29 protein-coding genes and 1 tRNA gene are annotated in these 26,424 nt (G+C 73.3%); 15 read left to right on the top strand and 15 right to left on the bottom strand.

The genetic code is table 11. The features are described 5' to 3' along the window. The first annotated feature begins 177 nt into the window (after positions 1-177). Positions 178-1,389, top strand: a complete 1,212-nt coding sequence (locus A2U95_RS17345) for a cytochrome P450 (RefSeq protein ID WP_240957352.1) — start codon at positions 178-180, stop codon at positions 1,387-1,389. Between the two features lie 147 nt (positions 1,390-1,536). On the opposite strand, the gene A2U95_RS17340 is transcribed toward A2U95_RS17345, so the two are convergent. Next, entirely contained in the window at positions 1,537-2,172 is a 636-nt protein-coding gene (locus A2U95_RS17340) for a hypothetical protein (protein WP_166023575.1), read from the bottom strand. A gap of 47 nt (positions 2,173-2,219) precedes the next feature. Here A2U95_RS17340 and A2U95_RS17335 point away from each other — a divergent pair, with 47 nt between their 5' ends. After that, the gene (locus A2U95_RS17335) at positions 2,220-2,408 is read left to right on the top strand and encodes a DUF5703 family protein (RefSeq protein WP_166023573.1); all 189 of its coding nucleotides are present in this window, start codon (positions 2,220-2,222) and stop codon (positions 2,406-2,408) included. Positions 2,409-2,472: 64 nt separating this feature from the next. Here the strand turns inward: A2U95_RS17335 and A2U95_RS17330 are convergent, their stop codons facing one another. The 3 genes from A2U95_RS17330 to A2U95_RS17320 form a co-directional block, all read right to left on the bottom strand. Next, the gene (locus tag A2U95_RS17330; protein WP_166023571.1) at positions 2,473-3,240 is read right to left on the bottom strand and encodes a chaplin; all 768 of its coding nucleotides are present in this window, start codon (positions 3,238-3,240) and stop codon (positions 2,473-2,475) included. Between the two features lie 118 nt (positions 3,241-3,358). Then, positions 3,359-3,589, bottom strand: a complete 231-nt coding sequence (locus A2U95_RS17325; RefSeq protein WP_166023569.1) for a chaplin — start codon at positions 3,587-3,589, stop codon at positions 3,359-3,361. 136 nt (positions 3,590-3,725) lie between these two features. Continuing rightward, positions 3,726-5,036, bottom strand: a complete 1,311-nt coding sequence (locus A2U95_RS17320; RefSeq protein ID WP_166023567.1) for a M20/M25/M40 family metallo-hydrolase — start codon at positions 5,034-5,036, stop codon at positions 3,726-3,728. Positions 5,037-5,199: 163 nt separating this feature from the next. Here A2U95_RS17320 and A2U95_RS17315 point away from each other — a divergent pair. Beyond that, positions 5,200-5,287, top strand: a tRNA-Leu gene (locus tag A2U95_RS17315). Positions 5,288-5,392: 105 nt separating this feature from the next. Here A2U95_RS17315 and corA read toward each other — a convergent pair. Further along, entirely contained in the window at positions 5,393-6,394 is a 1,002-nt protein-coding gene (gene corA, locus A2U95_RS17310; RefSeq protein ID WP_166025321.1) for a magnesium/cobalt transporter CorA, read from the bottom strand. 112 nt (positions 6,395-6,506) lie between these two features. On the opposite strand from corA, the gene A2U95_RS17305 reads away from it, so the two are divergent. The 3 genes from A2U95_RS17305 to A2U95_RS17295 all read left to right on the top strand — a co-directional run bounded on the left by A2U95_RS17305 (position 6,507) and on the right by A2U95_RS17295 (position 8,690). After that, positions 6,507-7,205, top strand: a complete 699-nt coding sequence (locus A2U95_RS17305; protein ID WP_166023565.1) for a histidine phosphatase family protein — start codon at positions 6,507-6,509, stop codon at positions 7,203-7,205. A gap of 64 nt (positions 7,206-7,269) precedes the next feature. Further along, complete coding sequence (locus tag A2U95_RS17300) at positions 7,270-7,854, top strand: DUF3090 domain-containing protein (protein WP_166023563.1); 585 nt, start codon at positions 7,270-7,272, stop codon at positions 7,852-7,854. Continuing rightward, complete coding sequence (locus A2U95_RS17295; RefSeq protein WP_166023561.1) at positions 7,824-8,690, top strand: SCO1664 family protein; 867 nt, start codon at positions 7,824-7,826, stop codon at positions 8,688-8,690. The genes A2U95_RS17300 and A2U95_RS17295 overlap by 31 nt, the downstream gene beginning before the upstream one ends. Positions 8,691-8,906: 216 nt before the next feature. Here A2U95_RS17295 and A2U95_RS17290 read toward each other — a convergent pair whose 3' ends face one another. Further along, positions 8,907-9,512: a hypothetical protein gene (locus A2U95_RS17290; protein ID WP_166023559.1), complete on the bottom strand. Its 606-nt coding sequence runs from the start codon at positions 9,510-9,512 to the stop codon at positions 8,907-8,909. 238 nt (positions 9,513-9,750) lie between these two features. Further along, positions 9,751-11,031, bottom strand: a complete 1,281-nt coding sequence (locus A2U95_RS17285) for an exo-beta-N-acetylmuramidase NamZ family protein (protein ID WP_166023557.1) — start codon at positions 11,029-11,031, stop codon at positions 9,751-9,753. A gap of 250 nt (positions 11,032-11,281) precedes the next feature. On the opposite strand from A2U95_RS17285, the gene A2U95_RS17280 reads away from it, so the two are divergent. The 3 genes from A2U95_RS17280 (at position 11,282) to A2U95_RS17270 (ending at position 14,368) form a co-directional block, all read left to right on the top strand. Beyond that, positions 11,282-12,049: an SDR family oxidoreductase gene (locus tag A2U95_RS17280; protein ID WP_206282901.1), complete on the top strand. Its 768-nt coding sequence runs from the start codon at positions 11,282-11,284 to the stop codon at positions 12,047-12,049. Then, complete coding sequence (locus A2U95_RS17275; protein WP_166023555.1) at positions 12,046-13,704, top strand: AMP-binding protein; 1,659 nt, start codon at positions 12,046-12,048, stop codon at positions 13,702-13,704. The genes A2U95_RS17280 and A2U95_RS17275 overlap by 4 nt, the downstream gene beginning before the upstream one ends. Positions 13,705-13,774: 70 nt before the next feature. Further along, positions 13,775-14,368 (top strand): TetR/AcrR family transcriptional regulator, encoded by a 594-nt coding sequence (locus A2U95_RS17270; protein WP_166023553.1) that lies wholly within the window; start codon positions 13,775-13,777, stop codon positions 14,366-14,368. 130 nt (positions 14,369-14,498) lie between these two features. Here A2U95_RS17270 and A2U95_RS17265 read toward each other — a convergent pair whose 3' ends face one another. The 3 genes from A2U95_RS17265 to A2U95_RS17255 all read right to left on the bottom strand — a co-directional run bounded on the left by A2U95_RS17265 (position 14,499) and on the right by A2U95_RS17255 (position 17,611). Continuing rightward, a complete protein-coding gene (locus tag A2U95_RS17265) occupies positions 14,499-15,713 on the bottom strand; it encodes an acyl-CoA dehydrogenase family protein (protein ID WP_166023551.1) in 1,215 nt (404 codons plus the stop codon). Positions 15,714-15,715: 2 nt separating this feature from the next. Beyond that, complete coding sequence (locus A2U95_RS17260; RefSeq protein WP_166023549.1) at positions 15,716-16,741, bottom strand: phosphotransferase family protein; 1,026 nt, start codon at positions 16,739-16,741, stop codon at positions 15,716-15,718. Positions 16,742-16,909: 168 nt separating this feature from the next. After that, positions 16,910-17,611: a FadR/GntR family transcriptional regulator gene (locus A2U95_RS17255; protein WP_166023547.1), complete on the bottom strand. Its 702-nt coding sequence runs from the start codon at positions 17,609-17,611 to the stop codon at positions 16,910-16,912. Between the two features lie 129 nt (positions 17,612-17,740). Between A2U95_RS17255 and A2U95_RS17250 the strand changes: the two genes are divergently transcribed. From A2U95_RS17250 to A2U95_RS17240, 3 genes are all read left to right on the top strand, one after another. Further along, positions 17,741-18,265 carry a gluconokinase gene (locus A2U95_RS17250; RefSeq protein ID WP_166023545.1) on the top strand — a complete coding sequence of 175 codons (525 nt, stop codon included), beginning with the start codon at positions 17,741-17,743 and terminating at the stop codon, positions 18,263-18,265. Positions 18,266-18,359: 94 nt separating this feature from the next. Beyond that, positions 18,360-19,760, top strand: coding sequence for a GntP family permease (locus A2U95_RS17245; RefSeq protein WP_166023543.1), 1,401 nt, complete (start codon positions 18,360-18,362; stop codon positions 19,758-19,760). A 127-nt stretch (positions 19,761-19,887) separates the two neighbouring features. Continuing rightward, positions 19,888-20,478, top strand: a complete 591-nt coding sequence (locus A2U95_RS17240; protein ID WP_166023541.1) for an NUDIX hydrolase — start codon at positions 19,888-19,890, stop codon at positions 20,476-20,478. Here A2U95_RS17240 and A2U95_RS17235 read toward each other — a convergent pair. Together A2U95_RS17235 and soxR are read right to left on the bottom strand one after the other, a co-directional pair. Further along, the gene (locus tag A2U95_RS17235; RefSeq protein ID WP_166023539.1) at positions 20,451-20,834 is read right to left on the bottom strand and encodes a YchJ family protein; all 384 of its coding nucleotides are present in this window, start codon (positions 20,832-20,834) and stop codon (positions 20,451-20,453) included. The two genes, A2U95_RS17240 and A2U95_RS17235, sit on opposite strands and share 28 nt — an antisense overlap. Positions 20,835-21,017: 183 nt before the next feature. Further along, on the bottom strand, positions 21,018-21,479 hold the full coding sequence (soxR, locus tag A2U95_RS17230) for a redox-sensitive transcriptional activator SoxR (protein ID WP_166023537.1): 462 nt from the start codon (positions 21,477-21,479) through the stop codon (positions 21,018-21,020). A gap of 124 nt (positions 21,480-21,603) precedes the next feature. On the opposite strand from soxR, the gene A2U95_RS17225 reads away from it, so the two are divergent. Further along, positions 21,604-22,065, top strand: a complete 462-nt coding sequence (locus A2U95_RS17225) for a MaoC family dehydratase (RefSeq protein WP_166023535.1) — start codon at positions 21,604-21,606, stop codon at positions 22,063-22,065. Between the two features lie 13 nt (positions 22,066-22,078). On the opposite strand, the gene A2U95_RS17220 is transcribed toward A2U95_RS17225, so the two are convergent. The 3 genes from A2U95_RS17220 to A2U95_RS17210 form a co-directional block, all read right to left on the bottom strand. Next, positions 22,079-22,711, bottom strand: a complete 633-nt coding sequence (locus tag A2U95_RS17220) for a TetR/AcrR family transcriptional regulator (RefSeq protein ID WP_166023533.1) — start codon at positions 22,709-22,711, stop codon at positions 22,079-22,081. 222 nt (positions 22,712-22,933) lie between these two features. Beyond that, a complete protein-coding gene (locus A2U95_RS17215; RefSeq protein WP_166023531.1) occupies positions 22,934-23,221 on the bottom strand; it encodes a YiaA/YiaB family inner membrane protein in 288 nt (95 codons plus the stop codon). Between the two features lie 85 nt (positions 23,222-23,306). Next, positions 23,307-24,458 carry an acyl-CoA dehydrogenase family protein gene (locus A2U95_RS17210; protein WP_166025317.1) on the bottom strand — a complete coding sequence of 384 codons (1,152 nt, stop codon included), beginning with the start codon at positions 24,456-24,458 and terminating at the stop codon, positions 23,307-23,309. Positions 24,459-24,550: 92 nt separating this feature from the next. On the opposite strand from A2U95_RS17210, the gene A2U95_RS17205 reads away from it, so the two are divergent. Both A2U95_RS17205 and A2U95_RS17200 read left to right on the top strand, forming a co-directional pair. Further along, the gene (locus tag A2U95_RS17205; RefSeq protein ID WP_166023529.1) at positions 24,551-25,267 is read left to right on the top strand and encodes a TetR/AcrR family transcriptional regulator; all 717 of its coding nucleotides are present in this window, start codon (positions 24,551-24,553) and stop codon (positions 25,265-25,267) included. 41 nt (positions 25,268-25,308) lie between these two features. After that, a complete protein-coding gene (locus A2U95_RS17200) occupies positions 25,309-26,220 on the top strand; it encodes a DMT family transporter (protein WP_166023526.1) in 912 nt (303 codons plus the stop codon). Positions 26,221-26,424 lie beyond the last annotated feature (204 nt).

Raw genomic sequence — 26,424 nt, 5'->3', positions numbered from 1 at the left:
TCCTGGTCACACCCCGATTGCGTGGTCCCGGCCCCCGACCGGACGCGCGGCCGACCCGGCGGCCGACCGCCGGGCGACCGGCGGGCGACCGCCGGGCGCGTGACGGAGCCCCGCCCGGGGCAGGAGTGTCCCGTCCGAGGCCGCAGCGCGCCCGCCCGCCCATCCCAGGGAGAACGAGTGTCCAGCAAGCAGCAGCTGTCCGTGAGCCCGTTATTGTTCGACACGTTGGCCGACCGGTGGCGGTCCCTGCGCGACAAGGGCCCGGTCCACCACGACGAGACGCACGGCGTGTGGCAGGTGGTGGACCACCAGGGCGTGGGCGCCGTGCTGGGGGACCCGGCCACCTTCTCCTCCGACATGAGCTCCCTCGCCCCGGCGCAGGAGGACTTCGACACCTTCCGGCAGGGCAACTTCGTCGGCATGGACCCGCCGCGCCACCGCCAGCTGCGCACACTCGTGAGCCAGGCGTTCACCCCGCGCGTCGTCCAGGGGCTGGCCCCGCGGATCGAGGACGTCGTCACCCGGCTGCTGGACGAGGTCGCCGACCGGGACCGCTTCGACCTGGTGGAGGCCCTCGCCAACCCGCTCCCCGTCATCGTCATCGCCGAACTGCTCGGGGTGCCGGCCGAGGACCACCGGCTGTTCCACGAGTGGGCGAGCGTGCTGTTCGACGGCGAACTGGTCGGCGAGTCCGCCGACATGGAGGACCTGGGGCGCGCGCTCGAGGCGGTCGCCCCCACCGTGCGCGAGATGAACGGCTACGTCCTGGACCACATCCGCCGCCGGCGCGCCGACCCCGGTGACGACCTCACCAGCCGCCTGCTGCACGCCGAGGTCGACGGCACCCGTCTGGCCGACCAGGAGATCGTCGGGTTCGTCGCCCTGCTGCTGGTGGCCGGTCACATCACCACCACGGCGCTGCTGGGCAACGCCGTCCTCACCTTCGACCGGAGCCCCGGCGTCCTCGACGCGCTGCGCGCCGATCAGGACCGGATCCCGACGGCACTCGAGGAGGTGCTCCGCTGGCTTCCGCCGTTTCCCGAGGTGGGCCGGCGCACCACCCGTCCCGTCGTCCTCGGCGGCCACGAGCTTCCGGCCGACGCCCTGGTCATGGCCCACCTGGGAGCGGCCAACCGTGACGCCGCCCGCTTCACGGACCCCGACGTCATCGACGTCACCCGCAGTCCGAACCCGCACCTGACCTTCGGACACGGCATCCACTTCTGCCTCGGCGCCCACCTCGCCCGGCTCGAGGCCCGCATCGGCACCCGTCTGCTGCTGGAGCGCTTCAGCGGTCTGACCGTCGCCTCCTACGACGACGTTGAGTACCGGAACCCGGCCATCATCGTCGGCGTGCGCCACCTGCCGGTCGAGGTCACCCGCGCCTAGAACGGCCCGGCCGGCCGGGGGAGAGGCGCCGGAGCCGGGCCCCGCGCGCTCCCGCCGCCCCGCGCACCCCCCAGGGGGCGCGCGGGGCGGCGGCCGTGAAGGCGGCCCCCGGGGAGGGCCGCGGCGGGCGGCGGGTGCGGGGCGGGGTCAGCCGAGGTCGTCGTCGGGGTCGTCGTCGAAGACGGCGGAGACGTCGAAGCGGCAGACGACCCGCGCGGGATCCGCCCCCTCGAAGGGGTGGGAGAGCCAGTCACCCGGCTCCGCCGGCTCGTCCAGCGCCGTCACCCAGAGCGTGGAGTCCCCCTCCTCCAGACCGAACTCCCGGTGCCGCGAGGCGATCTCGTCCGGCTCGTACTCGCCGAACAGCAGCCCCAGCGCCCCGTGCGCCGTCCGGGAGAACGCGTCGTCGCCGAGACCGCCGGCCTCGTCCTCGTCGGCCTCCTCGATCCGCCGGGCGGAGGCCCGCAGCCGCTGCGGGTCCGTCACCGTGTAGTCCCGGCGGATCAGCACGCTGACCGCCTCGGGATCCGCCGGCCCCTCGTAGGGCGGCAGCGACTCCTCGACCCCCGGAATCTCGAACGGCGTGACCTCGTCGTGGACCGTGTACAGCAGCTCGTCGTACACCTCGGCCGCCGCGGCCAGCTGGTTGAACGCCTCGTGGACGGCCGGGTCGTCCTCTCCCGACCGCTGTTCGACCGCCGCAAGGTGACGGTCGAGCGCGACCTTGACGGCCTCGACGGCGGCACGGACCTCGGCAGCGGTGGGCTGCGCAGCATCAGACATGGTGCAGACGCTATCCGTACCGGGGCGGTGCACGCACAATGGATGCGATGGCCGAATACGAATTTGTCGACGTGTACGTACCGCGTGGGGTCTCCCGCAAGGATGCCGCACGCCTGCTGACGGACCACGCCGAGTACGGACACTGGGAGTTGTGCCGCCTCACCCTGATGCGGGACGGCAGCCGCAGGGTGCGCCTGCGCAGGCGGATCATCCGCCAGGTGCGCGCGACATGGTGAACGACGGAAGCGGGCCCCGCCTCGGCGGAGCCCGCTTCCGTCGTCGAACGCGAGGAGATGTGCCTCACACTCCGGCGCGCGCCCGGCGGTAGAGCAGCGCGCCGGCCAGCAGCGCGCCCGCGCCGAGCGCCAGGCCCGCACCGGCCGGGACCCCCGCGCCGGTCTCGGCGAGCTGCGGCGGGGTGCCGCCGTGCGGCGCCGGCCCGTCAGGGGTGTCGGGCGTGCCGGGGGTGCCCGGCGTGTCGGGGACATCCGGCGTGCCGGGCTTGCCGGGCTCGCTCGGCTCGTCGGGCCGCTCCGGCTCCACGGGGGGCTTGCGGTGGCGCCCGCCGCCCCCGTCGAGGCAGTCGTTGCCCACGGCGGCGTTGCCGAGGCCGACCACGTCGACGCTGTTGCCGCAGAGGTTCACCGGAACGTCCACGGGCACCTGGACGGTGTTGCCGGAGAGCACGCCGGGCGAGCCGGAGGTCCGGCCGTCCGCCCGGGCGCCCCCGCCGGAGGAACTCCCCGAGCCGTCGTGACCGCCGCGGTGCTTGCCGCCACCGTGCTTCCCGCCACCGTGCCCGCCCGGGCCGTGGCCGCCCTCGCCTCCGTCGGTGACGCAGCCGTTCCCGGCCGCCGGGTTGAGCAGACCCACCACGTCCACGGTGTTGCCGCAGACGTTCACGGAGACGTCCACCGGAACCTGGATCGTGTTGCCCGACAGAACGCCGGGCGAGTTGGACGCCGAGCCGCCCGCGGCCGCGTCGGCGTGCGCGTGACCGCCGGCCGCGGCGATGACACCGGTCGCCGCCGCCACGGTCATCAAGCCCTTGCGGGTGACGTGCCTCATCAGAGAATTCCTGCCTTCGACCTTGTCCGATTGCCTGAGGGGGGCGCCGGACCGGCCGGCCCCGGGGGAGACCCGGGGCCGGCCGTCACGGCGCCGCGTGGGGAGACGGGGCGCCGTGTCAGCCGTTGACGCAGACGTTGCCGACGGCCGGGTTCAGCAGGCCGATCACGTTGACGGTGTTGCCGCAGACGTTCACCGGCACGTGCACGGGCACCTGGATGACGTTGCCGGAGACCACGCCGGGGGAGCCCACCGCGGCACCCTTGGCCTCGGAGTCGGCGGCGGCCATGCCCGCACCGGCCAGCAGCAGACCACCGGTGGCGGCGGCGGTGACGATCTTCTTGATCATGATTCCTCCCTGGAATGGCAAAGCGACCCAAGTGCGGTCGCATCACCTGTAACGAGGAAGGGCTAATAGGGCTACGAGCCTATGAGCGCATTCACCCGTCCCGGGAAGTCGCTGCACGCCTGACCGAATTCTCCGCTCAGCAGGCGTCCAGGAACCGGTCCAGCACCCGCACCCCGAACTTCAGTCCGTCCACCGGCACCCGCTCGTCCACGCCGTGGAACATCCCGGCGAAGTCCAGCTCCGGCGGCAGCTTCAGCGGCGCGAAGCCGAAGCAGCGGATGCCCAGGTCGTCGAAGGACTTCGCGTCGGTGCCGCCGGAGAGCATGTACGGCACCGCCCGCGCGATCGGGTCCTCGGCCCGGAGCGAACTCTGCATGGCGTCGACCAGGCGGCCGTCGAAGTCCGTCTCCACGGCCTTGTCCGCGTGCACGTCCTCGCGCCGCACCCGGGGGCCGAGCAGGCGGTCGAGGTCGGCGAGGAACTCCTCCTCGTACCCGGGCAGGAAGCGCCCGTCGACGTGGGCGGTCGCCTGACCGGGGATGACGTTCACCTTGTAGCCGGCGCCGAGCATGGTGGGCGCGGCCGAGTTGCGCAGGGTGGCGCCGATCATCTTGGCGATGCCGCCCAGCTTGGCCAGCGTCTCCTCCATGTTCTCCGGGTCGAGCTCGGTGCCCAGGGCGTCGGAGAGCTCGTCCAGGAAGGAGCGGACCGTCTTGGTCACCCGCACCGGCCACCGGTGGCGGCCCAGGCGCCCGACCGCCTCGCAGAGCTCGGTGACGGCGTTGTCGTCGTTGGTCATCGAGCCGTGGCCCGCCGTGCCGTCCACGGTCAGGCGCATCCAGTGCATGCCCTTCTCCGCCGTCTCGACCAGGTAGAGGCGCAGCTGCTCGTTGACCGTGAAGGAGAAGCCGCCGACCTCGCCGATCGCCTCCGTGACGCCCTCGAAGAGGTCCCGGTGGTTGTCGACCAGGTGCCGCGCCCCGTAGGTGCCGCCGGCCTCCTCGTCGGCGAGGAACGCCAGCACCACGTCCCGCGGCGGCTTGCGGCCGCTGCGCAGGCGGTCGCGGACCACGGCGAGGGTCATCGCGTTCATGTCCTGCATGTCGACCGCGCCGCGCCCCCACACGCAGCCGTCGGCGATCTCGCCGGCGAACGGGTGGTGGGTCCAGTCGTCCGCGTTGGCGGGGACGACGTCGGTGTGGCCGTGGATGAGCAGCGCGGGCCGGGACGGGTCCTCGCCCTCGATCCGCGCCACGGTGGAGGCGCGGCCGGGATGCGACTCGATGATCTTCGGTTCCAGACCCACCTCGGCCAGCTTCTCCGCCACGTACTCGGCGGCCTTCCGCTCCCCGGGACCGGAGTGGTCGCCGTAGTTGCTGGTGTCGATCCGGATCAGTTCCCGGCAGAGGCCGACGACCTCGTCCTCCCCGGTGACCTTCTCGCTCACGCGCTTCCTCCCGCTGTCGTCCGGTTGTGGTCCTGCCACATCCTCCCCCTCCCGGAGCACGCGGACGAGAGGGGGCGTGATCAGGCACCCCGGAAAGCCTGGTAATGTTTCTCCTGTCGCCGCGAGGGGAACAGCGAAACCCCGAAGCGGTGGCAGACACCTTGTCCGGGTGGCGGAATGGCAGACGCGCTAGCTTGAGGTGCTAGTGCCCTTTATCGGGCGTGGGGGTTCAAGTCCCCCCTCGGACACCAGTGCGAAGGGCCGCGGTCGAAGACCGCGGCCCTTCGGCGTTCCCGGGCACCGCACGTCACCACCCGCCCGCCCGCCCGCCTGCCGGCCGGAGGAGGCCACCGGCGTCACAGCCAGTCGCGCCGCTTGAACATCCGGTACAGCATCACCTCCAGCACCGCCATCACCACGATCACCGCCGGATAGGACCAGGTCCAGGACAGCTCCGGCATGTGCTCGAAGTTCATGCCGTAGACGCCCGCGATCATGGTCGGCACCGCCGCCATCGCCGCCCAGGACGAGATCTTCCGCATGTCGTCGTTCTGCCGCACGCTCATCTGGGCGAGGTGTGCCGAGAGGATGTCCGAGACCAGCCGGTCCAGGGCCTCCACGGACTCGTTGACCCGGGTCAGGTGGTCGCCGACGTCGCGGAAGAACGGCCGCGCCTCGTCGTCCACGAACGGCACCCGGGTGAAGCCGGAGCCGGTCTCCGCGAGCCTGGTCATCGGCCCGCTCAGCGGGCCGGTCGCCCGGCGGAACTCCAGGATCTGCCGCTTGAAGTTGTAGATCCGGGAGGCGGTGTTCTGGGAGCCCTCCGAGGAGGGGGAGAAGACCTCCGCCTCCAGCTCCTCCAGGTCCGTCTGCAGTTCGCCGGCGACCTCCAGGTAGTGGTCGACGGTCGCGTCGGCGACGGCGTAGAGGACGGCCGTGGGGCCGGTGGCCAGGGTCTCCGGCGTGCTCTCCAGCCGGTCGCGGACGGAGGCCAGCGGCGACGCCGCCCCGTGCCGGACGGTCACGATGAAGGAGTCGCCCAGGAAGACCATGATCTCGCCGGTGGTCACGGTGTCGCTGCGCGGCTCGTAGAGCACGGGCTTGAGCACCATGAACAGCGAGTCGTCGTACACCTCCAGCTTCGGCCGCTGGTGCGCCTTGAGCGCGTCCTCCACCGCCAGCGGGTGGAGCCCGAACTCCTCCGTGACCAGCTCGAACTCCTCCTCGGTGGGCTTGTGCAGCCCTATCCAGACGAAGGCGCGGTCTCCCGCGGCGCGGGCCGCCGCCAGAGCGTCGGAGTAGTCGTCCGGGCCCGCGGTCCTGTGGCCGTCCTGGTACACGGCGCAGTCGACGATCACGGTGGTGCGCACTCTCCCTCGTGGTTGGCGTCCCCGCGCCGCGGCGGCGGCCGGGGTCACGGAACCCGGTGCCGGGGTTCCGTGACCCCCTTGTACCCCTACCCTGGGCGACATGCCCACGCTGATCCTGGTCCGGCACGGACGTTCCACCGCCAACACCGCGGGACTTCTCGCCGGACGCATGCCCGGAGTGACACTCGACGACCGCGGAGCCGCGCAGGCCGCCGCCCTCCCGGACCGGCTCGCGGGAGTGCCGCTGGCCGCGGTGGTCAGCAGCCCGCTCCAGCGGTGCCGGGAGACCGTCCGGCCGCTCCTCGACGCCCGGCCGGGGCTGCGCCTGCACACCGAGGACGGGATCAACGAGTGCGACTACGGCGACTGGACCGGCCGCAAGCTCGACGAACTGGCCGGCGAGCCGCTGATGGAGATCGTGCAGGCCCACCCCACCGCCGCCGCCTTCCCCGGAGGCGAGTCCATGCGCGCCATGCAGCACCGGGCGGCCGAGGCGGTCAGGGGGTGGAACCGGCGGATCGAGGAGGAGCACGGGGCCGACGCGGTCTACCTGATGTGCTCGCACGGCGACATCATCAAGTCGCTGGCCGCCGACGCGCTCGGACTGCACCTCGACCAGTTCCAGCGGATCTCCGTCGAGCCCTGCTCGGTCACCGTGGTCCGGTACACCCGGACCCGGCCCTTCCTGGTGCGCCTCGGCGACACCGGGGACTTCGCCTCGCTGGTCCCCCGCCCGGACCGGGGGACCGAGGGGGCGGGCGACGCCGCCACGGTCGGAGGCGGCGCCGGAGCACCGTGATCGCCGCCGCAGTAGGGTGAAGCGCGTCAGCCCGTACCGAAGTCGATTCCCCAGGAGACAGGACGTGTCACGTCAGGTGTTCCTCTACGATCCGCCGGACCGCTTCGTGGCCGGCACGGTCGGGCTGCCCGGGCGACGGACGTTCTACCTCCAGGCCGCCGCCGGGACCCGGGTGACCAGCGTCGCGCTGGAGAAGACCCAGGTCGCCGCGCTCGCCGAGCGGATGGACGAACTGCTGGACGAGGTGGTGCGCCGCAGCGGCGGCAGCGCCTCCGTCCCCGCGGTCGCCCCCGCCGACATCGTGGACACGGAGCCCCTGCGGACGCCGGTGGAGGAGGAGTTCCGCGTCGGCACCATGGCCCTCGCCTGGGACGGCTCCGACCAGCGGATGGTCGTCGAGGCGCAGGCGCTGGTCGAGCTGGAGGCGGAGACCGAGGAGGACCTCGCCGCCGCCGAGGAGCAGATGCTCCAGGACGAGGAGAACGGCCCGCCGGTGCTCAGGGTGCGGCTCACCGGGGTGCAGGCGAGATCGTTCGCCAAGCGCGCCCTGGAGGTCGTCGACGCCGGGCGCCCGCCGTGCCCGCTGTGCAGCCTGCCGCTCGACCCGGAGGGACACGTATGTCCGCGCCAGAACGGATACCGGCGCTGAGTCTGCCCGCCGACGGGGCGGCCGCCGGGGCCTCGGGCGCGGCGCCCGCCGAGCTGCTGGCCCGGGGCGAGCTCACCGTGCGCGGGCGCATCCCGGAGGCGTCCAACGCCGCGCTGTACTGCACCGTCTCGCTGGACGGGCGGGAGGCGGCGTGCGTCTACAAGCCGGTCGCGGGGGAGCGGCCGCTGTGGGACTTCCCCGACGGGAACCTGGCCCGCCGCGAGGTCGCCGCGTACGAGGTCTCGGAGGCCACCGGCTGGGGGCTGGTACCGCCCACCGTGCTGCGCGACGGTCCGTACGGGGAGGGCATGTGCCAGCTGTGGATCGAGCCGGTCCCCGGCGACGGCCCCGGCGAGGAACTGCTCGCGCTGGTCGATCCCGGCGACCCCGGCCCGGGGTGGAAGGAGATCGGGCTCGCCGAGGTGGGGGAGGGGCGCACCGCCCTGCTGGTCCACGCCGACGACCCGCGGCTGCGCCGGCTGGCCGTGCTGGACGCCGTGATCAACAACGCCGACCGCAAGGGCGGGCACCTGCTGCCGGCACCCGGCGGGCGGCTCTACGGCATCGACCACGGGGTCACCTTCCACACCGAGGACAAGCTGCGCACGCTGCTGTGGGGGTGGGCCGGGGAGCCGCTGCCGGAGGAGGCCGTGGAGGTGCTGCGGCGCCTCGCGGACGCTCTGGCGGAGGGCGGGGCGCTCGCCGCGCGGCTGCGTCCCCTCATCACCGGGGCCGAACTGGAGGCCACCCGTGCGCGGGTCGCCGCCCTCCTCGGCACGGGGGTCCACCCGCGGCCGGGCGGCGACTGGCCCGCCCTGCCGTGGCCCCCGATCTGACACCGCCGCCCACCGCGGGCCGCCCCGCGGAGGGAAGGGGTGCGCCCTCCGCCCCGTCCACGGGCGGACGCCGCGCCGTACCCGCCGGCAGCGGTGGGCGCCCTCCCGCACGCCGCGGAGGCGTCGTGCCGCCGGCGCGGCACGGGCGGACGCGGGCCCGGGCGCCGCCGCACGTGGCCGCCGCGCCCGCGCCCGCGCCCGCGCCCGTGCCGCCGCTCACGCCGGGACGAGCTGCCGCCGTCCCCGTCGCGCCGTCTCCACCGCCTCCGGCGTGAGCACCGGCAGCGGGACCAGGATCCCGCACCCCACGCACACCGGCCCGCTCGACGGCTCGTGGTTCATCCCGCGCCGCCAGGCCAGGTCCTCGTCGCCGCAGACCGGGCAGCTCCTGCCGGGCTCCCGCTCCAGCGCGCCGATCAGCCGCCGCAGCACCTCCGGCAGCGGGGCCGAAGGATGGACCCGCGGGTCGTCGCACCAGGCGATCCCGAACCCGCCCCAGGTCCTGCGGTGCCAGTCGTCCACCGACCCGGGCCGCCGCAGCCCGTCGTGCTTCTCCCGCCGCCGGCGCTCCGCGAACGCCACCTCGTAGGCCAGCCAGATCTCCCTGGCCCGTTCCAACTCGGCCACCGCGCCCACCAGTCGGCGGGGGTCGGGGGAGCGGTCCTCGGGACCGAACCCCCAGGTGACGCAGAGGTGGTCCCAGGTCGCCCGGTGGCCGTAGGGCGCGAACCGCTCCAGGCACTTGCGCAGCGAGTACCGCCGCAGCGCCAGATCGCACCGTTGGTCCCGTACTTGTCTCGCCAGACTCCGGAATCCCGCCATCGACCGTACCTCCGTCGCACGTGCACCTGATCCGCTGCCCAACTCGGCTTCGCCGCAAGGGCGTCGCCGCATAGACGTGCCGACCGCCCAACCGGCTCCATCGGATCGGCCGAGGTATGCCACGAGCCGGACGACACACCTATGCGGGTTCCTGCTGACGGCGGGACTATGCGCGACAAGCGGAACAGAACGGGCGGGACGCGTCGGTGCGCGTCCCGCCCGTGTCCCCCAACCCGGCTCAGCGGTACAGCAGATACCGCTTCCGCGTGGCGCGGAAGCCGGCCAGTTCGTCCTTCCAGCCGTCCACCACCTCGTCCAGCCCGGCGCCGGCGTCGATGCGGGTGCGGACCCCGGTGGAGCCGGTCAGCTTGTCGATCCAGTTGTCCGCGCGCCAGGCGAAGCCGCTCCACGTCTGCCTGGCGGTGATCAGCAGGCCGATGCCGGTGCGCACCGGATCGAAGGCCGCGCGGTCGCGGACGTGCACCTGGACGCCGCCGACCGTCCGGCCGGAGTGCTTGCTGAAGGTCGGCGCGAAGTACGCCTCCCTGAACCGCACGCCGGGCAGGCCGAGTTCGTTGGCGGCGGCGGCCCACGACCCGTCGACGCCGGGCGCGCCCAGCAGTTCGAAGGGGCGGGTGGTGCCCCGGCCCTCGGAGAGATTGGTGCCCTCGAAGAGGCAGGTGCCGGGATAGACCAGAGCGGTCTCCGGAGTGGGCATGTTGGGGCTCGGCGGAACCCAGGGCAGCCCCGAGGCGTCGTAGAACTCGTCCCGCCGCCAGCCGGTCATCCGCACCGTCTCCAGCTCCACGGGGGAGGACAGGAACTCCCCGTTGAAGAGCAGGGCCAGCTCCGCCACCGTCATGCCGTGCTGCTGGGAGATGGGCTTGCGGCCGACGAAGGTGGCGAACTGCGGGTGCATGACCGGGCCTTCGGCCGAGCGGCCGGAGACGGGGTTGGGCCGGTCCAGCACCACGAACCGCTTGCCGGCCAGCTGGGCGGCCTCCATGCAGTCGTACAGGGTCCAGATGTAGGTGTAGAAGCGGGCTCCCGCGTCCTGGATGTCGAAGACGACGGTGTCCACGCCGGAGGCGGTGAAGACGTCCGCCAGCGGCTGTCCGCTCTTGAGGTAGGTGTCGTAGACGGGCAGCCCGGTGGCGGGGTCCGGGTGGAAGCCCTCGGAGCCGCCCGCCTGGGCGGTGCCGCGGAAACCGTGCTCCGGCCCGAAGACCGCCGCCAGGTCGACGCGGTCGTCCGCGTGCATCACGTCGACGATGTGCGCCGCGTCGCGGGTGATGCCGGTCGGGTTGGTGACCACGCCGACCTTCTCGCCGTCCAGCAGCGCGTAGCCGTCCGCGGCGAGGCGCTCGAAACCGGTCCGCAGCGGACGTCCGCCCGACGGCGGGGTGGCGGCCACCGGCGGGCCCGGTGCCTCGGCCGCGGTGGCGGCCGCGGTGCCGGCCGCGGTGGCGGACAGGGCGGCCGTGGCCGCGGTGAGCAGGCCTCGTCTGGACACTCTCATCGTGCGTGACCTCCGTGGATCGTGGGTGGCGCCCGGCGGGTCTTCCTCGCTCCGGATGGGGTTCCGGCATCCCCGCGGGGCGGCCGGTGCCGTGTGTCATGCCCACGCGAGAGGTGCTCCACCCGCCACGGTCCGTCCCGATCCCCGGACGGCCCCGTCCTCACCCCTTCCGCGCCACATACCGACCGGTTAGTCTGACGCCGCAGTCCAGCGGCGACAGCGCCGTGTCACGTCGTGTCGGAGGAGACCGATGGTGGAAGCCGTGCAGGATGCCCGGGTCGTCGTCACCGGGGCAGGAGGCGGTATCGGAGCAGCGATGGCCAGGCGTTTCGCCGCCGAGGGGGCCCGGGTCGTGGTCAACGACCTGAACGCGGAGAAGGCCGGGGCGGTGGCCCGGGAGATCGGCGCCACCGCCGTCCCGGGGGACGCCTCGGAGGTGCTCGAGCCGGCACGGGAGGCGCTGGGCGGGCGGATCGACGTCTTCTGCGCCAACGCCGGGATCGCGGGCAGCGACGGCAGCCTCACCCCGGACGACGACGCCTGGGAACGCGCCTGGGACGTCAACGTGATGGCGCACGTGCGCGCCGCCCGCGCCCTGCTGCCGGAGTGGCTGGAACGCGGCGAGGGGCGCTTCGTCGCCACCGTCTCCGCGGCCGGACTGCTCACCATGATCGGCGCCGCCCCCTACAGCGCCACCAAGCACGCCGCCTACGCCCACGCGGAATGGCTCTCGCTCACCTACCGCCACCGCGGGATCAAGGTGCACGCGGTCTGCCCCCAGGGCGTGCGCACCGACATGCTGGCCGGCTCCGGCAGCGCGGGCGACCTGGTCCTCGCCCCCACCGCGATCGAGCCCGAGGACGTGGCGGACGCCCTCTTCAAGGGCATCGAGGAGGACCGCTTCCTCGTCCTCCCGCACCCGGAGGTGGCCGAGTACTACGCCGCCAGGGCGGCCGACCCGGAGCGCTGGCTCACGCACATGAACCGTCTGCACCAGAAGTGGGAGAGCATCCGATGACGACCGAGTCCCGGTACGCGGCCAAGCCCTGGCTCGCCCTGCTGACCGACGCGCAGAAGGCGCCCCTGACGCCTCCGGCCGGCGCGGTGCACGCCCTGAGGCGCGCGCTGGCCTCCCGCGCGGACGAGACCTTCCTCGCCTACTTCGACGGCCGCCTCACCTACCGGGAGGTGGACGCGCTCAGCGACTCGGTGGCCGGCCGCCTCGCCGCCCGCGGCGTCGCCGGGGGCGACCGGGTGGCGGTGCTGCTGCAGAACTCCCCGGCCTTCGTGCTCGCCGTCCTCGGCGCGTGGAAGGCGGGCGCGATCGTGCTGCCGGTCAACCCGATGTACAAGACCGGCGAGGTCCGGCACGTCCTGACCGACGGCGAGGTCAAGGCGCTGGTCTGCTCCGACCGCGCCTGGGAGTCCTACCTGCGGGACGCCGCCGACGGCACCCCGGTGGAGTTCGCCCTCACCGCCTGCGAGCTGGACTTCCAGAGCCGCGACGACAAGCGCGTCCTCGACTTCGAGCGCCTGCCGGTCGCCGCCGACGCGGAGGACCTCACCGAGGCCGCCCGGGCCGGCCACCCCGCCCCCGAGGGCCGTGAGCCCGGGCCCGAGGACATCGCCCTGATCAGCTACACCTCCGGCACCAGCGGGGCCCCCAAGGGCGCCACCAACACGCACGGCAACCTGATGTACAACGCCGAGCGGCAGGCCACCGGCCTCGGACTGCCCGAGCACGCCGCCTACTTCGCGCTCGCCCCGCTCTTCCACATCACCGGCATGGTCTGCCAGTTCCTGGCCGCCCTCAACAGCGGCGGCAGCCTGGTCCTCGCCTACCGGTTCGAGGCCGGCGTGGTCCTCGACGCCTTCGAGGAGCACCGCCCGGCCTACACCGTCGGACCGTCCACCGCCTTCATGGCGCTGGCCGCCCACCCCGCCGTCAGCCGGCGGCACTTCAGCTCCTTCGCGCAGATCTCCTCCGGCGGCGCGCCGCTGCCGCCCGCGCTGGTGGAGAAGTTCGAGGCCGCCTTCGGCCCGTACATCCAGAACGGCTACGGGCTCACCGAGTGCAGCGCCCCCTGCGCCTCCGTCACCGGCGGCCTGCGCGCCCCCGTCGACCCGGTCTCCGGCACCCTCGCCGTCGGCGTGCCCGGCGCCGACACGGTGGTGCGGATCCTCGACGACCAGGGCGAGGAGGTCCCGTTCGGGGAGCAGGGCGAGATCGTCGTCAGGGGACCGCAGGTCGTCCCCGGTTACTGGCGCCGCCCCGAGGCCACCGCCGAGACCTTCCCCGACGGCGAGCTGCGCACCGGCGACATCGGCTTCATGGACGAACAGGGCTGGCTGTACGTCGTCGACCGCAAGAAGGACATGATCAACGCCTCCGGCTTCAAGGTGTGGCCGCGGGAGGTCGAGGACGTGCTCTACACGCACCCGGCGGTCCGCGAGGCGGCCGTGGTCGGCGTCCCCGACGGCTACCGGGGCGAGACCGTCAAGGCGTACATCTCGCTGCGCCCGGGGGCCGACGCCACCGGCGACGAGCTCGCCGCATACTGCAAGGAGCGGCTGGCCGCGTACAAATATCCGCGGCTGGTGGAGATCCTGCCCGACCTGCCCAAGACGGCGACTGGCAAGATCCTCCGGAGGGAACTGCGCGGCACCCGGTAGTCGGCGGGCGGTTCCCGGCAGATTTCGGCACGACCGCAGAAGAAGAACCGGAAGGACAGGTGGCGGCACGATGGCCAGGACGACGGACGGAGAGGGCACGCCCGTTCCCCAGCGGCTGCTGGCCGCCGCCACCCGTCTCTTCGCGGAGCGCGGCTACGACCGCACCTCCGTGCAGGAGATCGTGGAGGCGGCCGGGGTCACCAAGGGCGCGCTCTACCACTACTTCGGCTCCAAGGAGGACCTCCTCCACGAGGTGTACGCCCGGGTGCTCCGGCTGCAGCAGGAGCGGCTGGACCACTTCGCGCGGATGGACGCCTCGGTGGAGCGGCGACTGCGGGACGCCGCGGCGGACGTGGTGGTCACCACCATCGACAACCTCGACGACGCGTCGATCTTCTTCCAGTCGATCCATCACCTCAGCCCGGAGAAGAACAAGCAGGTGCGGGCCGAACGGCGGCGCTACCACGAGCAGTTCAAGGGGCTGATCGAGGAGGGGCAGGAATCCGGGGTCTTCTCCCGGGCCACGCCGGCCAGCCTGGTGGTCGACTACCACTTCGGCTCCATCCACCACCTGTCGACGTGGTACCGGCCCAACGGCCCGCTGAGCCCGCGCGAGGTCGCCGACCACCTCGCCGACCTCCTGCTGCGCGCGCTGCGGCCCTGACGCCCGCGGGTCCTCACGCCCGTGGGTCCTCACGCCCGCGGGCCCCGAGGGCCGCAGCCCTCGACGCCCGCGGAACGGCGCGGGGGCGGAACGAGCCGGACCCGTTCCGCCCCCGCGCCGTCTCCTGCGGCTAGAGGTACTTCTTCAGCTCGCGCCGCGCCAGCGACCGCTGGTGGACCTCGTCCGGCCCGTCCGCCAGCCGCAGGGTCCGCGCCCCCGCGTACAGCTCCGCCAGCGGGGTGTCCTGGGAGACGCCGCCCGCACCGTGGAGCTGGATGGCCTGGTCGAGGATCTGGCAGACCGCCCGCGGCGTGGCGATCTTGATCGCCTGGATCTCGGTGTGTGCGCCCTTGTTGCCCACCGTGTCCATCATCCAGGCCGTCTTCAGCACCAGCAGCCGCAGCTGCTCCACCGTGACCCGGGCGTCGGCGATCCAGTTCTGCACCACGCCCTGCTGCGCCAGCGGCTTGCCGAAGGCGGTCCGCGACACCGCGCGGCGGCACATCAGCTCGATGGCTCGCTCGGCCATGCCGATCAGCCGCATGCAGTGGTGGATCCGGCCCGGGCCCAGCCGCGCCTGGGCGATGGCGAACCCGCCGCCCTCCTCGCCGACCAGGTTCGACACCGGCACCCGGACGTCCTCGAAGACCACCTCGGCGTGCCCGCCGTGGTACTCGTCGCCGTAACCGAACACCGTCATCGCCCGCTCCACCCGCAGCCCGGGGGTGTCCCGCGGGACCAGCACCATCGACTGCTGGCGGCGGACGTCGGAGCCGTCCGGGTCCGTCTTGCCCATCACGACGAAGATCTCGCAGGCCGGGTTCATCGCCCCGGAGATGTACCACTTGCGGCCGTTGATCACGTACTCGTCGCCGGCCCGCTCGATCCGGGTCGTGATGTTGGTGGCGTCCGAGGAGGCCACCTCCGGCTCGGTCATCGCGAAGGCGGACCGGATCTCACCGGCCAGCAGCGGCTCCAGCCACCGCTTCTTCTGCTCCTCGGTCGCGAACTGGTGCAGCAGCTCCATGTTCCCGGTGTCCGGCGCCGCGCAGTTGAGCGCGTCCGGGGCGAGCTGGGGGGAGCGGCCGGTGATCTCGGCGAGCGGCGCGTACTGGAGGTTGGTCAGCCCGGCCCCGTACTCGGCGTCCGGCAGGAACAGGTTCCACAGCCCCCGGCGGCGCGCCTCGGCCTGGAGGTCGTGCAGCACCGGCACGTGCGCCCACGGGTCGGACAGCCCGGCGCGCTGTTCGCGGGCCACCGGCTCCGCCGGGTATACGAAGTCCTCCATGAATTCCAGCAGGTTGGCGCGCAACTCCTCGGTGCGCGCGTCGAACGCGAAGTCCATGATCAGCCTTCCTGCAGGGTGGTGAGGCCGTGCTCGATGAAGAGGGGGACCAGGTCGCCGATGCGGTCGAAGCCGCCGCCGAGGGTCTGGCCGAGCGTGTAGCGGTAGTGGATGCCCTCGAGGATCACCGCGAGCTTGAACCAGGCGAAGGCGGTGTACCAGGAGACGGCGGAGACGTCGCGGCCGGACAGCGCGGCGTACCGCTCGACCAGCTCCGCCGGGGCGGGGTGGCCCGCGGCCTCGGCGGTGGTGGAGACGGGGGAGCCCGGCAGGCCGTGCGGGGTGCTGTACATGACCAGCAGGCCCAGGTCGGTGAGCGGGTCGCCCAGGGTGGACATCTCCCAGTCCAGGACGGCCTTGATCCGGTCGTCGTCGCCGACCAGCACGTTGTCCAGGCGGTAGTCGCCGTGCACCACGGCGGGCGCGGGGGAGTCCGGCAGTTTCCGGCCCAGTGCGGCGTGCAGCTCGTCGATGCCGGGCAGCTCGCGGCTGCGGGAGGCGGCCAGCTGCTTGCCCCAGCGCCGCAACTGGCGCTCCAGGAAGCCCTCCGGACGGCCGAAGTCACCCAGCCCGGCCGCCTCCGGGTCCAGCGAGTGCAGCTCGACGAGGGTGTCGACCAGCCCCAGCACCGCCTGACGGGTCCGCTCCGGACCGAGCGGGGCGAGCTGCTCCGCGGTCCGGTAGGGAGTCCCGGCCACGAACTCCATCACGTAGAACGGCGCGCCCAGCACCTCCTCGTCCTCGCAGAGCAGCACCGGCGTGGGCACCGGAACGCCCGTCGGGTGCAGGGCGCTGATCACCCGGTGCTCGCGGCGCATGTCGTGCGCGGTGGCCAGCACGTGGCCCAGCGGCGGGCGGCGGACCACCCAGCGGCCGGCGCCGTCGGTGACGTGGTAGGTGAGGTTCGACCGGCCGCCCTCGATGAGGCGGGCGGACAGCTCACCCCGCAGCAGACCGGGCCGCTCGCGGTCGAGCAGATCGCGCAGCCGGTCCAGGTCGAGGCCTGGCGGATGGTCGGGGCGGCTCATTCTCGAGCTCCTTCGGACGACGACGAAGACACCAGATCATGATGCCGACCGGTCGGTATGCAGTCCATAGCCCGAGCCCAACGTGACGGGGACAACCCTGGACCCCCGGGCCCGCCCCCGGCCGGGGGCGGGCGGCCGCGGACCCGCTCCGGACGGCCCCCGCGGCGCCTACGGCGCCAGGACGTCGAGCTCCCGCAGGGCGCCCGTGGTGATCTCCCGGGTCAGCCGCTCCGCCTCCTCGGCGTCACCCTCGCGGACCGCCTCCGCCACCTTCACGTGCAGGGTCACGGCGGCCGGATCCGGGTCCTCGAACATCACCTCGTGCCGGGTGCGGCCGGTGAGGACCTCGGCCACCACGTCGCCGAGGGGGGCGAACATCTCGTTGCCGGAGGCGGTGAGGATCACCCGGTGGAATCCCACGTCGTGCACCAGGTACTCCTCCAGCCGCTGCCCGCGCGAGGTGGCGACCATCCCCAGGGCGCACCGGGTCAGCTCCGCGCACTGCTCCGCGGAGGCGTGGCGCGCGGCCAGCCCGGCCGCGACCGGCTCCACCGCGGAGCGCAGGACGGTGAGGGAGCGGAGCTGGCGGGGGCGGTCGGCGCCGGCCAGCCGCCAGCGGATGACCTGCGGGTCGTAGACGTTCCACTCCTCGACCGGCCGCACCGTCACGCCCACCCGCCGGCGGGAGGCGACCAGCTGCATCGACTCCAGGACCCGCACCGCCTCGCGCATCACGGACCTGGACACCCCGAGGCTCTGGGCGAGCTCGTCGGTGCGGAGCACGCTTCCGGGCGGGTACTCACCCGCGGTGATCGCGGGCCCGAGGCGGTGGAGTACCTGTGCGTGCAGCCCTCGGGCCTGGACGGTCATGGGATCAGGGTATGGGATGCCGCACACCACAAAAGTCAGACTTTTTGGGGTCGAGGGCTTGAATTTGTCACATCACTTGGGTTTCAGTGTCCCCCGACAACCGAAGTCGACGAAGACTGCGAGAACGCCATGGCCCCCACTCCCGCCGAGCCCGCCCCACCGGTCGTGGTGGTCATGGGGGTCGCCGGCACCGGCAAGACCACGGTCGGCCGCCACCTCGCCGAACTCCTCGAGGTCCCCTTCGCGGAAGGCGACGAGTTCCACCCGCCCGCCAACATCGCCAAGATGTCGGCCGGCACCCCGCTGGACGACGACGACCGCGCCCCCTGGCTCGACCTGATCGGCGTCTGGGCGCACGAGCACCGCGGCGGCGGTGGCGTGGTCAGCTGCTCGGCGCTCAAGCGGGCCTACCGCGACCGCCTGCGGGCGACCGCCCCCGGCCTGTTCTTCGTCCACCTCAACGGCGAGCGGGCCCTCATCGAGCGGCGCATGGCCGACCGCAAGGGCCACTTCATGCCGCGCTCGCTGCTGGACTCGCAGTTCGCCACCCTCGAGCCGCTCCGGCCCGACGAGGCCGGCGTCGTCGTGGACCTGTCCGCCACGCCGGAGGAGATCGCCCGGACGGCCGCGGCCGCCCTGCGCGACCTGCCCTGACCGGCACCCGCCCCGCACCGGATTCCCCCCACACCCCACTTACCCCCACTTACCCCCCACTTACCCCCCCACGTACCCCCCGCAAGGAACCACCGTGACCAGACTCAGCGTCGAGACCCTGGCGGCGGACGCCGTCGAGCCGATCACCTCGGCCGGTCATGCCCACCTGGGCCTCGCCGTGCTCGCGGGCATCGCCGTCATCGTCGTGCTCATCACCAAGTTCAAGCTGCACGCCTTCCTGGCGCTGACCGTCGGCTCGCTGGCCCTCGGCGCGTTCGCGGGCGCGCCGCTGGACAAGACCATCGCCAGCTTCACCACGGGCCTGGGCTCCACCGTCTCCGGCGTGGGCGTGCTGATCGCGCTCGGCGCCATCCTCGGCAAGCTGCTGGCGGACTCCGGCGGGGCGGACCGGATCGTGGACACCATCCTGGCCAGGGCGCGCGGCCGGGCCATGCCCTGGGCGATGGTGCTGATCGCCTCGGTGATCGGTCTGCCGCTGTTCTTCGAGGTCGGCGTCGTCCTGCTGATCCCGGTGGTGCTGATGGTGGCCCGTCGCGGCAACTTCTCCCTGATGCGGATCGGCATCCCCGCCCTCGCCGGTCTCTCGGTGATGCACGGCCTCATCCCGCCGCACCCCGGCCCGCTGGCCGCCATCGACGCGGTCGACGCGGACCTCGGCCTCACCCTGGCCCTGGGCCTGGTCGTCGCGATCCCCACGGTGATCGTCGCCGGCCCGCTCTTCTCCCGCTACGCCGCCCGCTGGGTGGACGTCGCCGCGCCCGAGCGGATGATCCCCGCCGTGGACGAGGACCAGGACCCCGAGAAGCGCCCGGGCTTCGTGCCCACCCTGGCCACCATGCTGCTGCCCGTGGTGCTGATGCTGGCCAAGGCGCTGGTCGACATCGTCGTCGACGACCCGGAGAACTCCGTCCAGCGCGTCTTCGACGTCATCGGCTCCCCGATGATCGCCCTGCTGGCCGCCGTGATCGTCGGCCTGTTCACGCTGGGCCGCGCGGCCGGGTTCACCAAGGAGCGCATCTCCGTCACCGTGGAGAGGTCCCTCGCCCCGATCGCCGGCATCCTGCTGATCGTCGGCGCGGGCGGCGGCTTCAAGCAGACGCTGATCGACTCCGGCGTCGGCAGGATGATCCTCGAGATATCCGACAGCTGGTCGATCCCGGCCCTGCTGCTCGCCTGGCTCATCGCCGTGGTGATCCGCCTGGCCACCGGCTCGGCGACCGTCGCCACCATCTCCGCGGCCGGTCTGGTCGCCCCGCTGGCGGCCGGCATGTCCCCGGCGGAGACGGCCCTGCTGGTCCTCGCCATCGGCGCGGGCTCGGTCTTCTTCAGCCACGTCAACGACGCGGGCTTCTGGCTGGTCAAGGAGTACTTCGGGCTCTCCGTCGGCCAGACGATCAAGACCTGGTCGGTGATGGAGACGGTGATCTCGGTGGTCGCCGGAGCGATGGTCCTGCTGCTGTCGTTGTTCGTCTGACGACGCGGCGGACTCCTCGACCGCCCGCGGTCCCGGGTTCTTGACGCCCCGGGACCGCGGGCCTCGCCGTCCCCCTCCCGCCCGGCGGCCGGCCGTCCCGGGGGCCGTCCTGGGGTTGGATGGGCGCATGACTGCTTCCGACCCCTCGCACGCGGCGCGTTCCGCGGAGGAGATCCTCGACATCGTCGACGAGCACGACCGGGTCATCGACCGGCGGCCCCGCGCGGAGGCCTACGCGCGGGGACTCCGGCACCGGTGCGTGTTCGTCGAGGCGCGGGACGCCTCCGGCCGCGTCTTCACCCACCGCAGGACGGCGACCAAGCTGGTCTTCCCCTCCCTCTACGACACCTTCGTCGGCGGCGTGGTCGGCGCGGGGGAGTCCTACGACGAGGCGGCCCTGCGGGAGGCCGAGGAGGAGCTCGGGGTGAGCGGGCTGCCGCGACCGGAGTTCCTCTTCAAGTTCCTCTACGACGACGGCGCCGGCCGCAGCTGGTGGTCCGCCGTCTACCAGGTCCGGTGCGCGTCGCCGGTCCGGCCCCAGCCGGAGGAGGTCGCCTGGCACGGCTTCCTCACCGACGAGGAGATCGAGGCGCGGCTGGACACCTGGGAGTGGGTCCCGGACGGCCTGGAGGCGCACCGGCGCCTCCGGGAGTTCCGCGGCCCGGCCCAGGACCCGCCCGGCGGGGAGTCTCAGCCGGAGACGTCGCCGTCCACGTAGAGCCAGGCCCCGGAGCCGGGCTCGCGCTCGAAACGGCTGTGCTCCGTCATCGCGCCGCCGCGGTAGGAGGCGCGGAAGGTGACCGTGCCGGTGGTGTGGAAGGCCGAGCCTCCCTCCGTGGCGAGGACCTCCAGTCCGGTCCAGCGGGTCCCGGGGTCGAGGTCGAGCTCCGCGGGGCGCGTCCGCGGGCTCCAGGTCCGCAGCAGGTAGCCGGCGTCCAGCCGCACGAAGGCGCTGTACCGGGAGCGCATCAGCTGCTCGGCGGTGGCGGCGAGGGCCGCACCGGAGTGGAACCGCCCGCAGCAGGCGTCGTACGGCTGGGGCAGCCCACAGGGGCAGGAACGCGCGGTGACCATGCGGCCATTCTGCCCGCCGTCCGCGCCCCGCGGCCGTCGGCCCCCACGGTGAGGGCGTGCGCGTGCGGCGCTTGCGCCCGGGCCTGCCCGCCCCCGGCGCGCCGCCCCGGACCGCCCGCGTCCACCCGCGCCGCCCGGCGGCGCGACCGCCCGCGCGCCGACGACGCCCGCGGGCGGTGCGGCCTAGGCCCCGGGTTCCGGGGCGAGACGGGAGCCGGTCAGACGGGCTCCGATGGTGTCGTCCGGGTTGGAGAGCCCGCACGTCGTCATGGAGAGGCACCCGCACCCGATGCAGTCGGTGAGGTGGTCCCGCAGCCGCTCCAGGCGGCGGATCCGCTCGTCCAGCTCGACGCGCCACTTCTCCGAGAGCCGCGCCCAGTCCTCGCGCGTCGGCGTCCGCCCGTCCGGCAGTTCCGCCAGCGCGTCGCGGATCGCGGCGAGCGGCATCCCCACCCGCTGCGAGGCGCGGACGAACGCCACCCGCCGCAGGGTGTCCCTGCTGTAGCGGCGCTGGTTGCCCGGGGTCCGTCGGCTGCTGATCAGCCCTTTGGCCTCGTAGAAGTGGAGCGCGGAGACGGCCACCCCGCTGCGCGCCGAGAGCTGGCCGACGGTGAGTTCCTGGACCTTCACGGGGATCTGGGGCACGCACGGACCTTAACCGGCCGGGCCCCGCCCCGGCACGCGCATTGACACGAACCCCGGCCCGCACCATGCTAAGCAGTCGCTTAGAAATTGCTCACCGCAGACGCGAGAGGCCAGGGACAGCGAGATGGCAGAGCCGAGGATCTTCACCTCCCCCGACGAGCTGAAGGCCGCCGTGGGCGAGCAGCTCGGGCACACCGACTGGGTCGAGGTCGACCAGAAGCGGATCGACCTGTTCGCGGAGGCCACCGGCGACCACCAGTGGATCCACGTCGACCCGGAGAAGGCCGCCCGGGGCCCGTTCGGCACCACCATCGCCCACGGTTACCTGACCCTGTCGCTGCTGCCGCTCTTCGGCCCTCAGCTGATCACGGTCGAGGGCGTGAAGATGGGCGTCAACTACGGCACCAACAAGGTCCGTTTCCCCTCCCCCGTCCCGGTGGGCTCGCGGCTGCGCGCCACGGCGAGGATCACCGAGGTGACGGACGTGACGGGCGGCGTCCAGCTCTCGCTGGCGTTCACCGTCGAGCGCGAGGGCGGCGACAAGCCGGTCTGCGTCGCCGAGTCGGTGTCGCGGTACTACCTCTGAGCGCGGCGGGGCGTCAGCGCTTCGCGCCCACCATGTTGAGCACGAGGTCGGCGTAGAGCGCGCCGACCTCGTCGGGCGTCCAGCGGCCGTCCACCCGGAACCACCGGGCGACGTCGATGCAGAGGGACATGATCGCCAGGGTGGCGCCCTGCGCGTCGGGCACCTCGAACTCGCCGGCCTCGACGCCCTCCCGGACGACACGGCGCACCTGCGCGTCCACCTCCTTGCGCAGCGCCACGATCTCGGCGCGCGAGTCCTCGCCGAGCGCCTCGAGTTCGTACTGCACCACCCGCGCGGTGGTGTGCTGGGCGGCGTGCCAGCGGACGAAGGAGCTGACCGCGCCGGCGAGCCGCTCGGCCGCCGTCCCCTCGCCGTCGGCGGCGTCGCGCAGGATGGCGAGGGCCTTCTCGTGACCGATCCGGCTGATCCGGGCGAGCAGTTCTTCCTTGGTCTTGTAGTGGATGTAGAGCGCGGCCGGGCTCATCCCCGCGCGGCCCGCGATGTCGCGGGTCGTGGTGGCGTGGTACCCCCGCTCGGCGAACGCGTCCACCGCGGCCACCAGCAGGCGCCGGGCGGCCTCGGGTGTGACCTCGGCCCAGGGCTGCCGCTCATCGCCGCCGGCCGTCGTCTCCTCCGCCGTACTCATCGCTCGCCTCGCCTCTCTCGCTCCCCGTCCACACCCACCCTGGACGGAGACCCTCCGGACCGCACGCCGTACGTGCGGGGCACCACCATACCGCCGGATTCTGAGCGGGCGCTTAGAGCGGGCGCCCCTGAGCTTCCGGGTCCCTGAGCTTCCGGGTCCCGGAGCTTCCGGGTCCCGGAGCTTCCGGCCCACGGAGCTGTCGCACCTCGGGGCTTGCGGACCTCAGAGCTTCTGGAAGGGGTCGTGCTCGGCGAGGAGCTTCTCCAGCCGGGCCTGGTCCACCCGGCTGACGATGGCCCCCGCCTCCTGGCGGTCCCTGATCACCTTGGCCAGCGTGAAGCTGGAGGTCACCAGATAGAGGACGGCGACCGCGAAGAAGCCGCGCACCCAGGCGCTCGCCTCCATCCGCACGATGCCGATGCAGGTCGCGCTCAGGGCGATCACGAACGACGCCACCGCCTGACCGTAGAAGGCCACGGTGCTCTGCTGTTTGACGGGTGTCTCGGTCATGGCAGAAGCTTCGGACGGACGCGCCCCGGGCACATCCGTCCGCGTACTCAGACGCCGGCGGTCCGGCGTACTCAGGAGGGGCCGCTCAGAACGCCGAGACCCCCGTCAGGGCGCGGCCGATGAGCAGCTTCTGGATCTGGCTGGTGCCCTCGTAGAGGGTCATCACCCGGGCGTCCCGGAGCAGCTTGCCGGCCGGGTACTCGTCGATGAACCCGTACCCGCCGAAGACCTGCAGCGCGTTGTTGGCGCAGCGCACGGCCGCCTCGGAGGCGAACAGCTTGGCCTTGGACGCCTCGACGGCGAACGGCAGCCCGCGGTCGACCAGGTCGGCCACCCGCCACACCAGCAGCCGGGCGGCGTCCACGTCGAGCGCGATGTCGGCGAGCAGTTCCTGCACCAGCTGGTGGTGGGCGATGGTCCTCCCGAACTGCTCGCGCTGGCCCGCGTACCCGACCGCGCAGTCCAGCGCGGCCTGGGCGATGCCGACGCAGCCGGCGGCGACCGACATGCGCCCCTTGGCCAGGGTGGACATGGCGATCGTGAAGCCCTTGCCCTCGGGGCCGAGCATCGCGGAGGCGGGCACCCGCACGTCCTCCAGGACCAGTTCGGCGGTGGCCTGGCCGCGCAGGCCGAGCTTGCCGTGAATGGCGTTGCGGGTGAGGCCGGGGGTGTCGGTGGGGACCAGGAAGGCGGAGACGCCCTTGTGGCCGGGCGCGTCGGTGGAGCGGGCGAAGACGATCGCCACATCGGCCCAGGTGCCGTTGGTGATGAACATCTTGGTGCCGTTGATGACGTAGTCGTCGCCGTCGCGCACCGCGCGGGTCACGAGGTTGCCGGCGTCGGAGCCGGTGCCCGGTTCGGTGAGGCCGAAGCAGCCCAGCGCCTCGCCGGAGGTCAGCCGGGGCAGCCACCGGCGCTTCTGCTCCTCGGTGCCCCAGCTCTGGACGGTCTTGGCGACCAGCCCGAGGGAGACCGAGACGATGCCGCGCACCGAGGAGTCGCCGCGGCCCAGTTCCTCGGTGACCAGGCAGTAGGCCAGGTGGTCGCCTCCCGAGCCGCCGTACTCCTCGTCGATGGTCAGCCCCAGGAAGCCGACCTCGCCGAGCTTCCTCACGATGCCCCGGTCGACCTGTTCGGAGCGGTCCCAGGCGATCACGTGCGGGGTGATCTCCCGTGCCACGAAGTCCCGGGCGAGCTCCTGTACGGCCGCCTGCTCCTCGCTGAGCCCCATGTCCACGGTGCGCCACCCCAAGGTCGTGTCCTGTGTCGTCGTCCGGGACTTAAATTAGCAGTGCTAGTTTAATCGGTCGAGCCTCTACGATGTGCGCCATGCCACGCCCGCGTACGCCGTTGCTCTCCGCCGGCCGGATCGTCGAGACCGCCCTGTCCCTGGTCGACGCCGAAGGGCTGGCCGCGGTGTCGACGCGGCGGCTCGCGGCCGAGCTGGGGGTGAGCGGGCCCTCCCTCTACAACCACTTCCGCAGCCGGGACCAGCTCCTGGAGGCGGTCGCCGACTCGGTGAGCGCACAGGTCGACCTGTCGATGTTCGAGGCCGGCGCCCCGTGGCGGGACGCGCTGCGCGACTGGGCGCTGTCCTACCGGTCCGCGCTGCGGCGGCACCCCAACATCGTCCCGGTGCTGGCACGCGGCCCGGGCCGCCGTCCGGCGGCGCTGCGGCTGGCGGACGCGGTGTACGGGGCGATGGTCGAGGCGGGCTGGCCGCCGGCCCACGCCACCTCGATCGGCGCGCTGATGCGGTACTTCGTCATGGGGTCCGCGCTGGGCTCGTTCGCGGGCGGCTTCGTCGGCGACGAGTCCGCCTACGACCCGGCCGACTACCCGCACCTCGGTCAGGCGCACCTGCTGGCCGGGCGGCAGGAGGAGATCGACGAGCGGGCCTTCGAGACGGGGCTGCGCGCCCTGCTGGACGGCCTGGAGCGGCAGTACGGGGAGCTGCGCGGGGCGACCGGGACGTCCGGGGACGCCGCGGCGCCCGGCGCGGCGGATGCGGCGGGCACGGCGGGCACGGCGGGCACGGCGGAATAAGGGAGCGCGCGGCTCGGCGGACGCCGCCTAGGCTCACGGCCATGACGACTGTTTCCGCGCCGCCCCGGCGCACCGAACCGCTGGCCGCGGGGGCCGCCGCCGTGACGGTGGTGCTCTGGGCCTCCGCCTTCGTCTCGATCCGCAGCGCGGGCGAGGTGTACTCGCCGGGCGCGCTGGCCCTGGGCCGGCTCCTGTCGGGGGCGCTGGCGCTGGGCGTGGTGCTGCTGATCCGGCGGGAGGGGCTGCCGCCGCGGGGGGCGTGGCGGGGCATCGTCATATCGGGCCTGCTGTGGTTCGGCTTCTACATGGTCGTCCTCAACTGGGGCGAGCAGCTGGTGGACGCCGGGACGGCGGCGCTGGTGGTCAACGTGGGACCGCTGCTGACCGCGCTGCTCGGTGTGCGCCTGCTGGGGGACGCGATGCCGCCCCGGCTGCTGGCGGGCATGGCGGTGTCCTTCGCGGGCGCGGTGACGGTGGGGGTCTCCATGTCGGACGGCGGCGGGGCGTCCGTGCTGGGCATCGGGCTGTGCCTGCTGGCGGCGGTGGCCTACGCGGGCGGCGTGGTCTCGCAGAAGCCGGCGCTGGCGCACGGCAGCGCGCTGCAGGTGACGACGTTCGGGTGCGCGATCGGGGCGGTCGCGTGCCTGCCGTTCGCGGGGCAGCTGGTGGAGCAGGCGGCCGACGCGCCGGTGCCGGCGACGCTGAACATGGTGTACCTGGGGGTGTTCCCGACCGCCGTCGCGTTCACGACGTGGGCGTACGCGCTGGCCCGGACCACCGCGAGCCGGATGGGGGCGACGACCTACGCGGTCCCCGCCCTGGTGGTCACCATGTCGTGGGCGTTCCTGGGCGAGGTACCGGGTCCCGTCACCCTGGTGGGCGGCGCGTTGTGCCTGGCGGGCGTCGCGGTCTCCCGCTCCCGCGCACCCCGGCCCGGCCCCGCCCGGGCCTGACCCCTCCCGCGGGCCGCCCGGCTCCCGGCGCGTCCTCCGTGCGGCTCGGCTCCCCGCGGGCGGACGAACCGTCACGTGCGCACCCGACGTCCCGCGGGGCGGCCGGACCCGCCGGGGCGAGCGGCAGGGGCGGAGCGGGTCACCGGCGGCCGGGAGCGGGGAGGGGCCCCGGTCCCGCGCCCGACCCGCGCGGTCGCGCCGCTG

This window comes from Streptomyces chilikensis, assembly GCF_001642695.1.
Classification (GTDB): domain Bacteria; phylum Actinomycetota; class Actinomycetes; order Streptomycetales; family Streptomycetaceae; genus Streptomyces; species Streptomyces chilikensis.
Note: the sequence above shows the minus strand (reverse complement) of the source record. Positions and strands in the feature narration are given on the sequence as shown.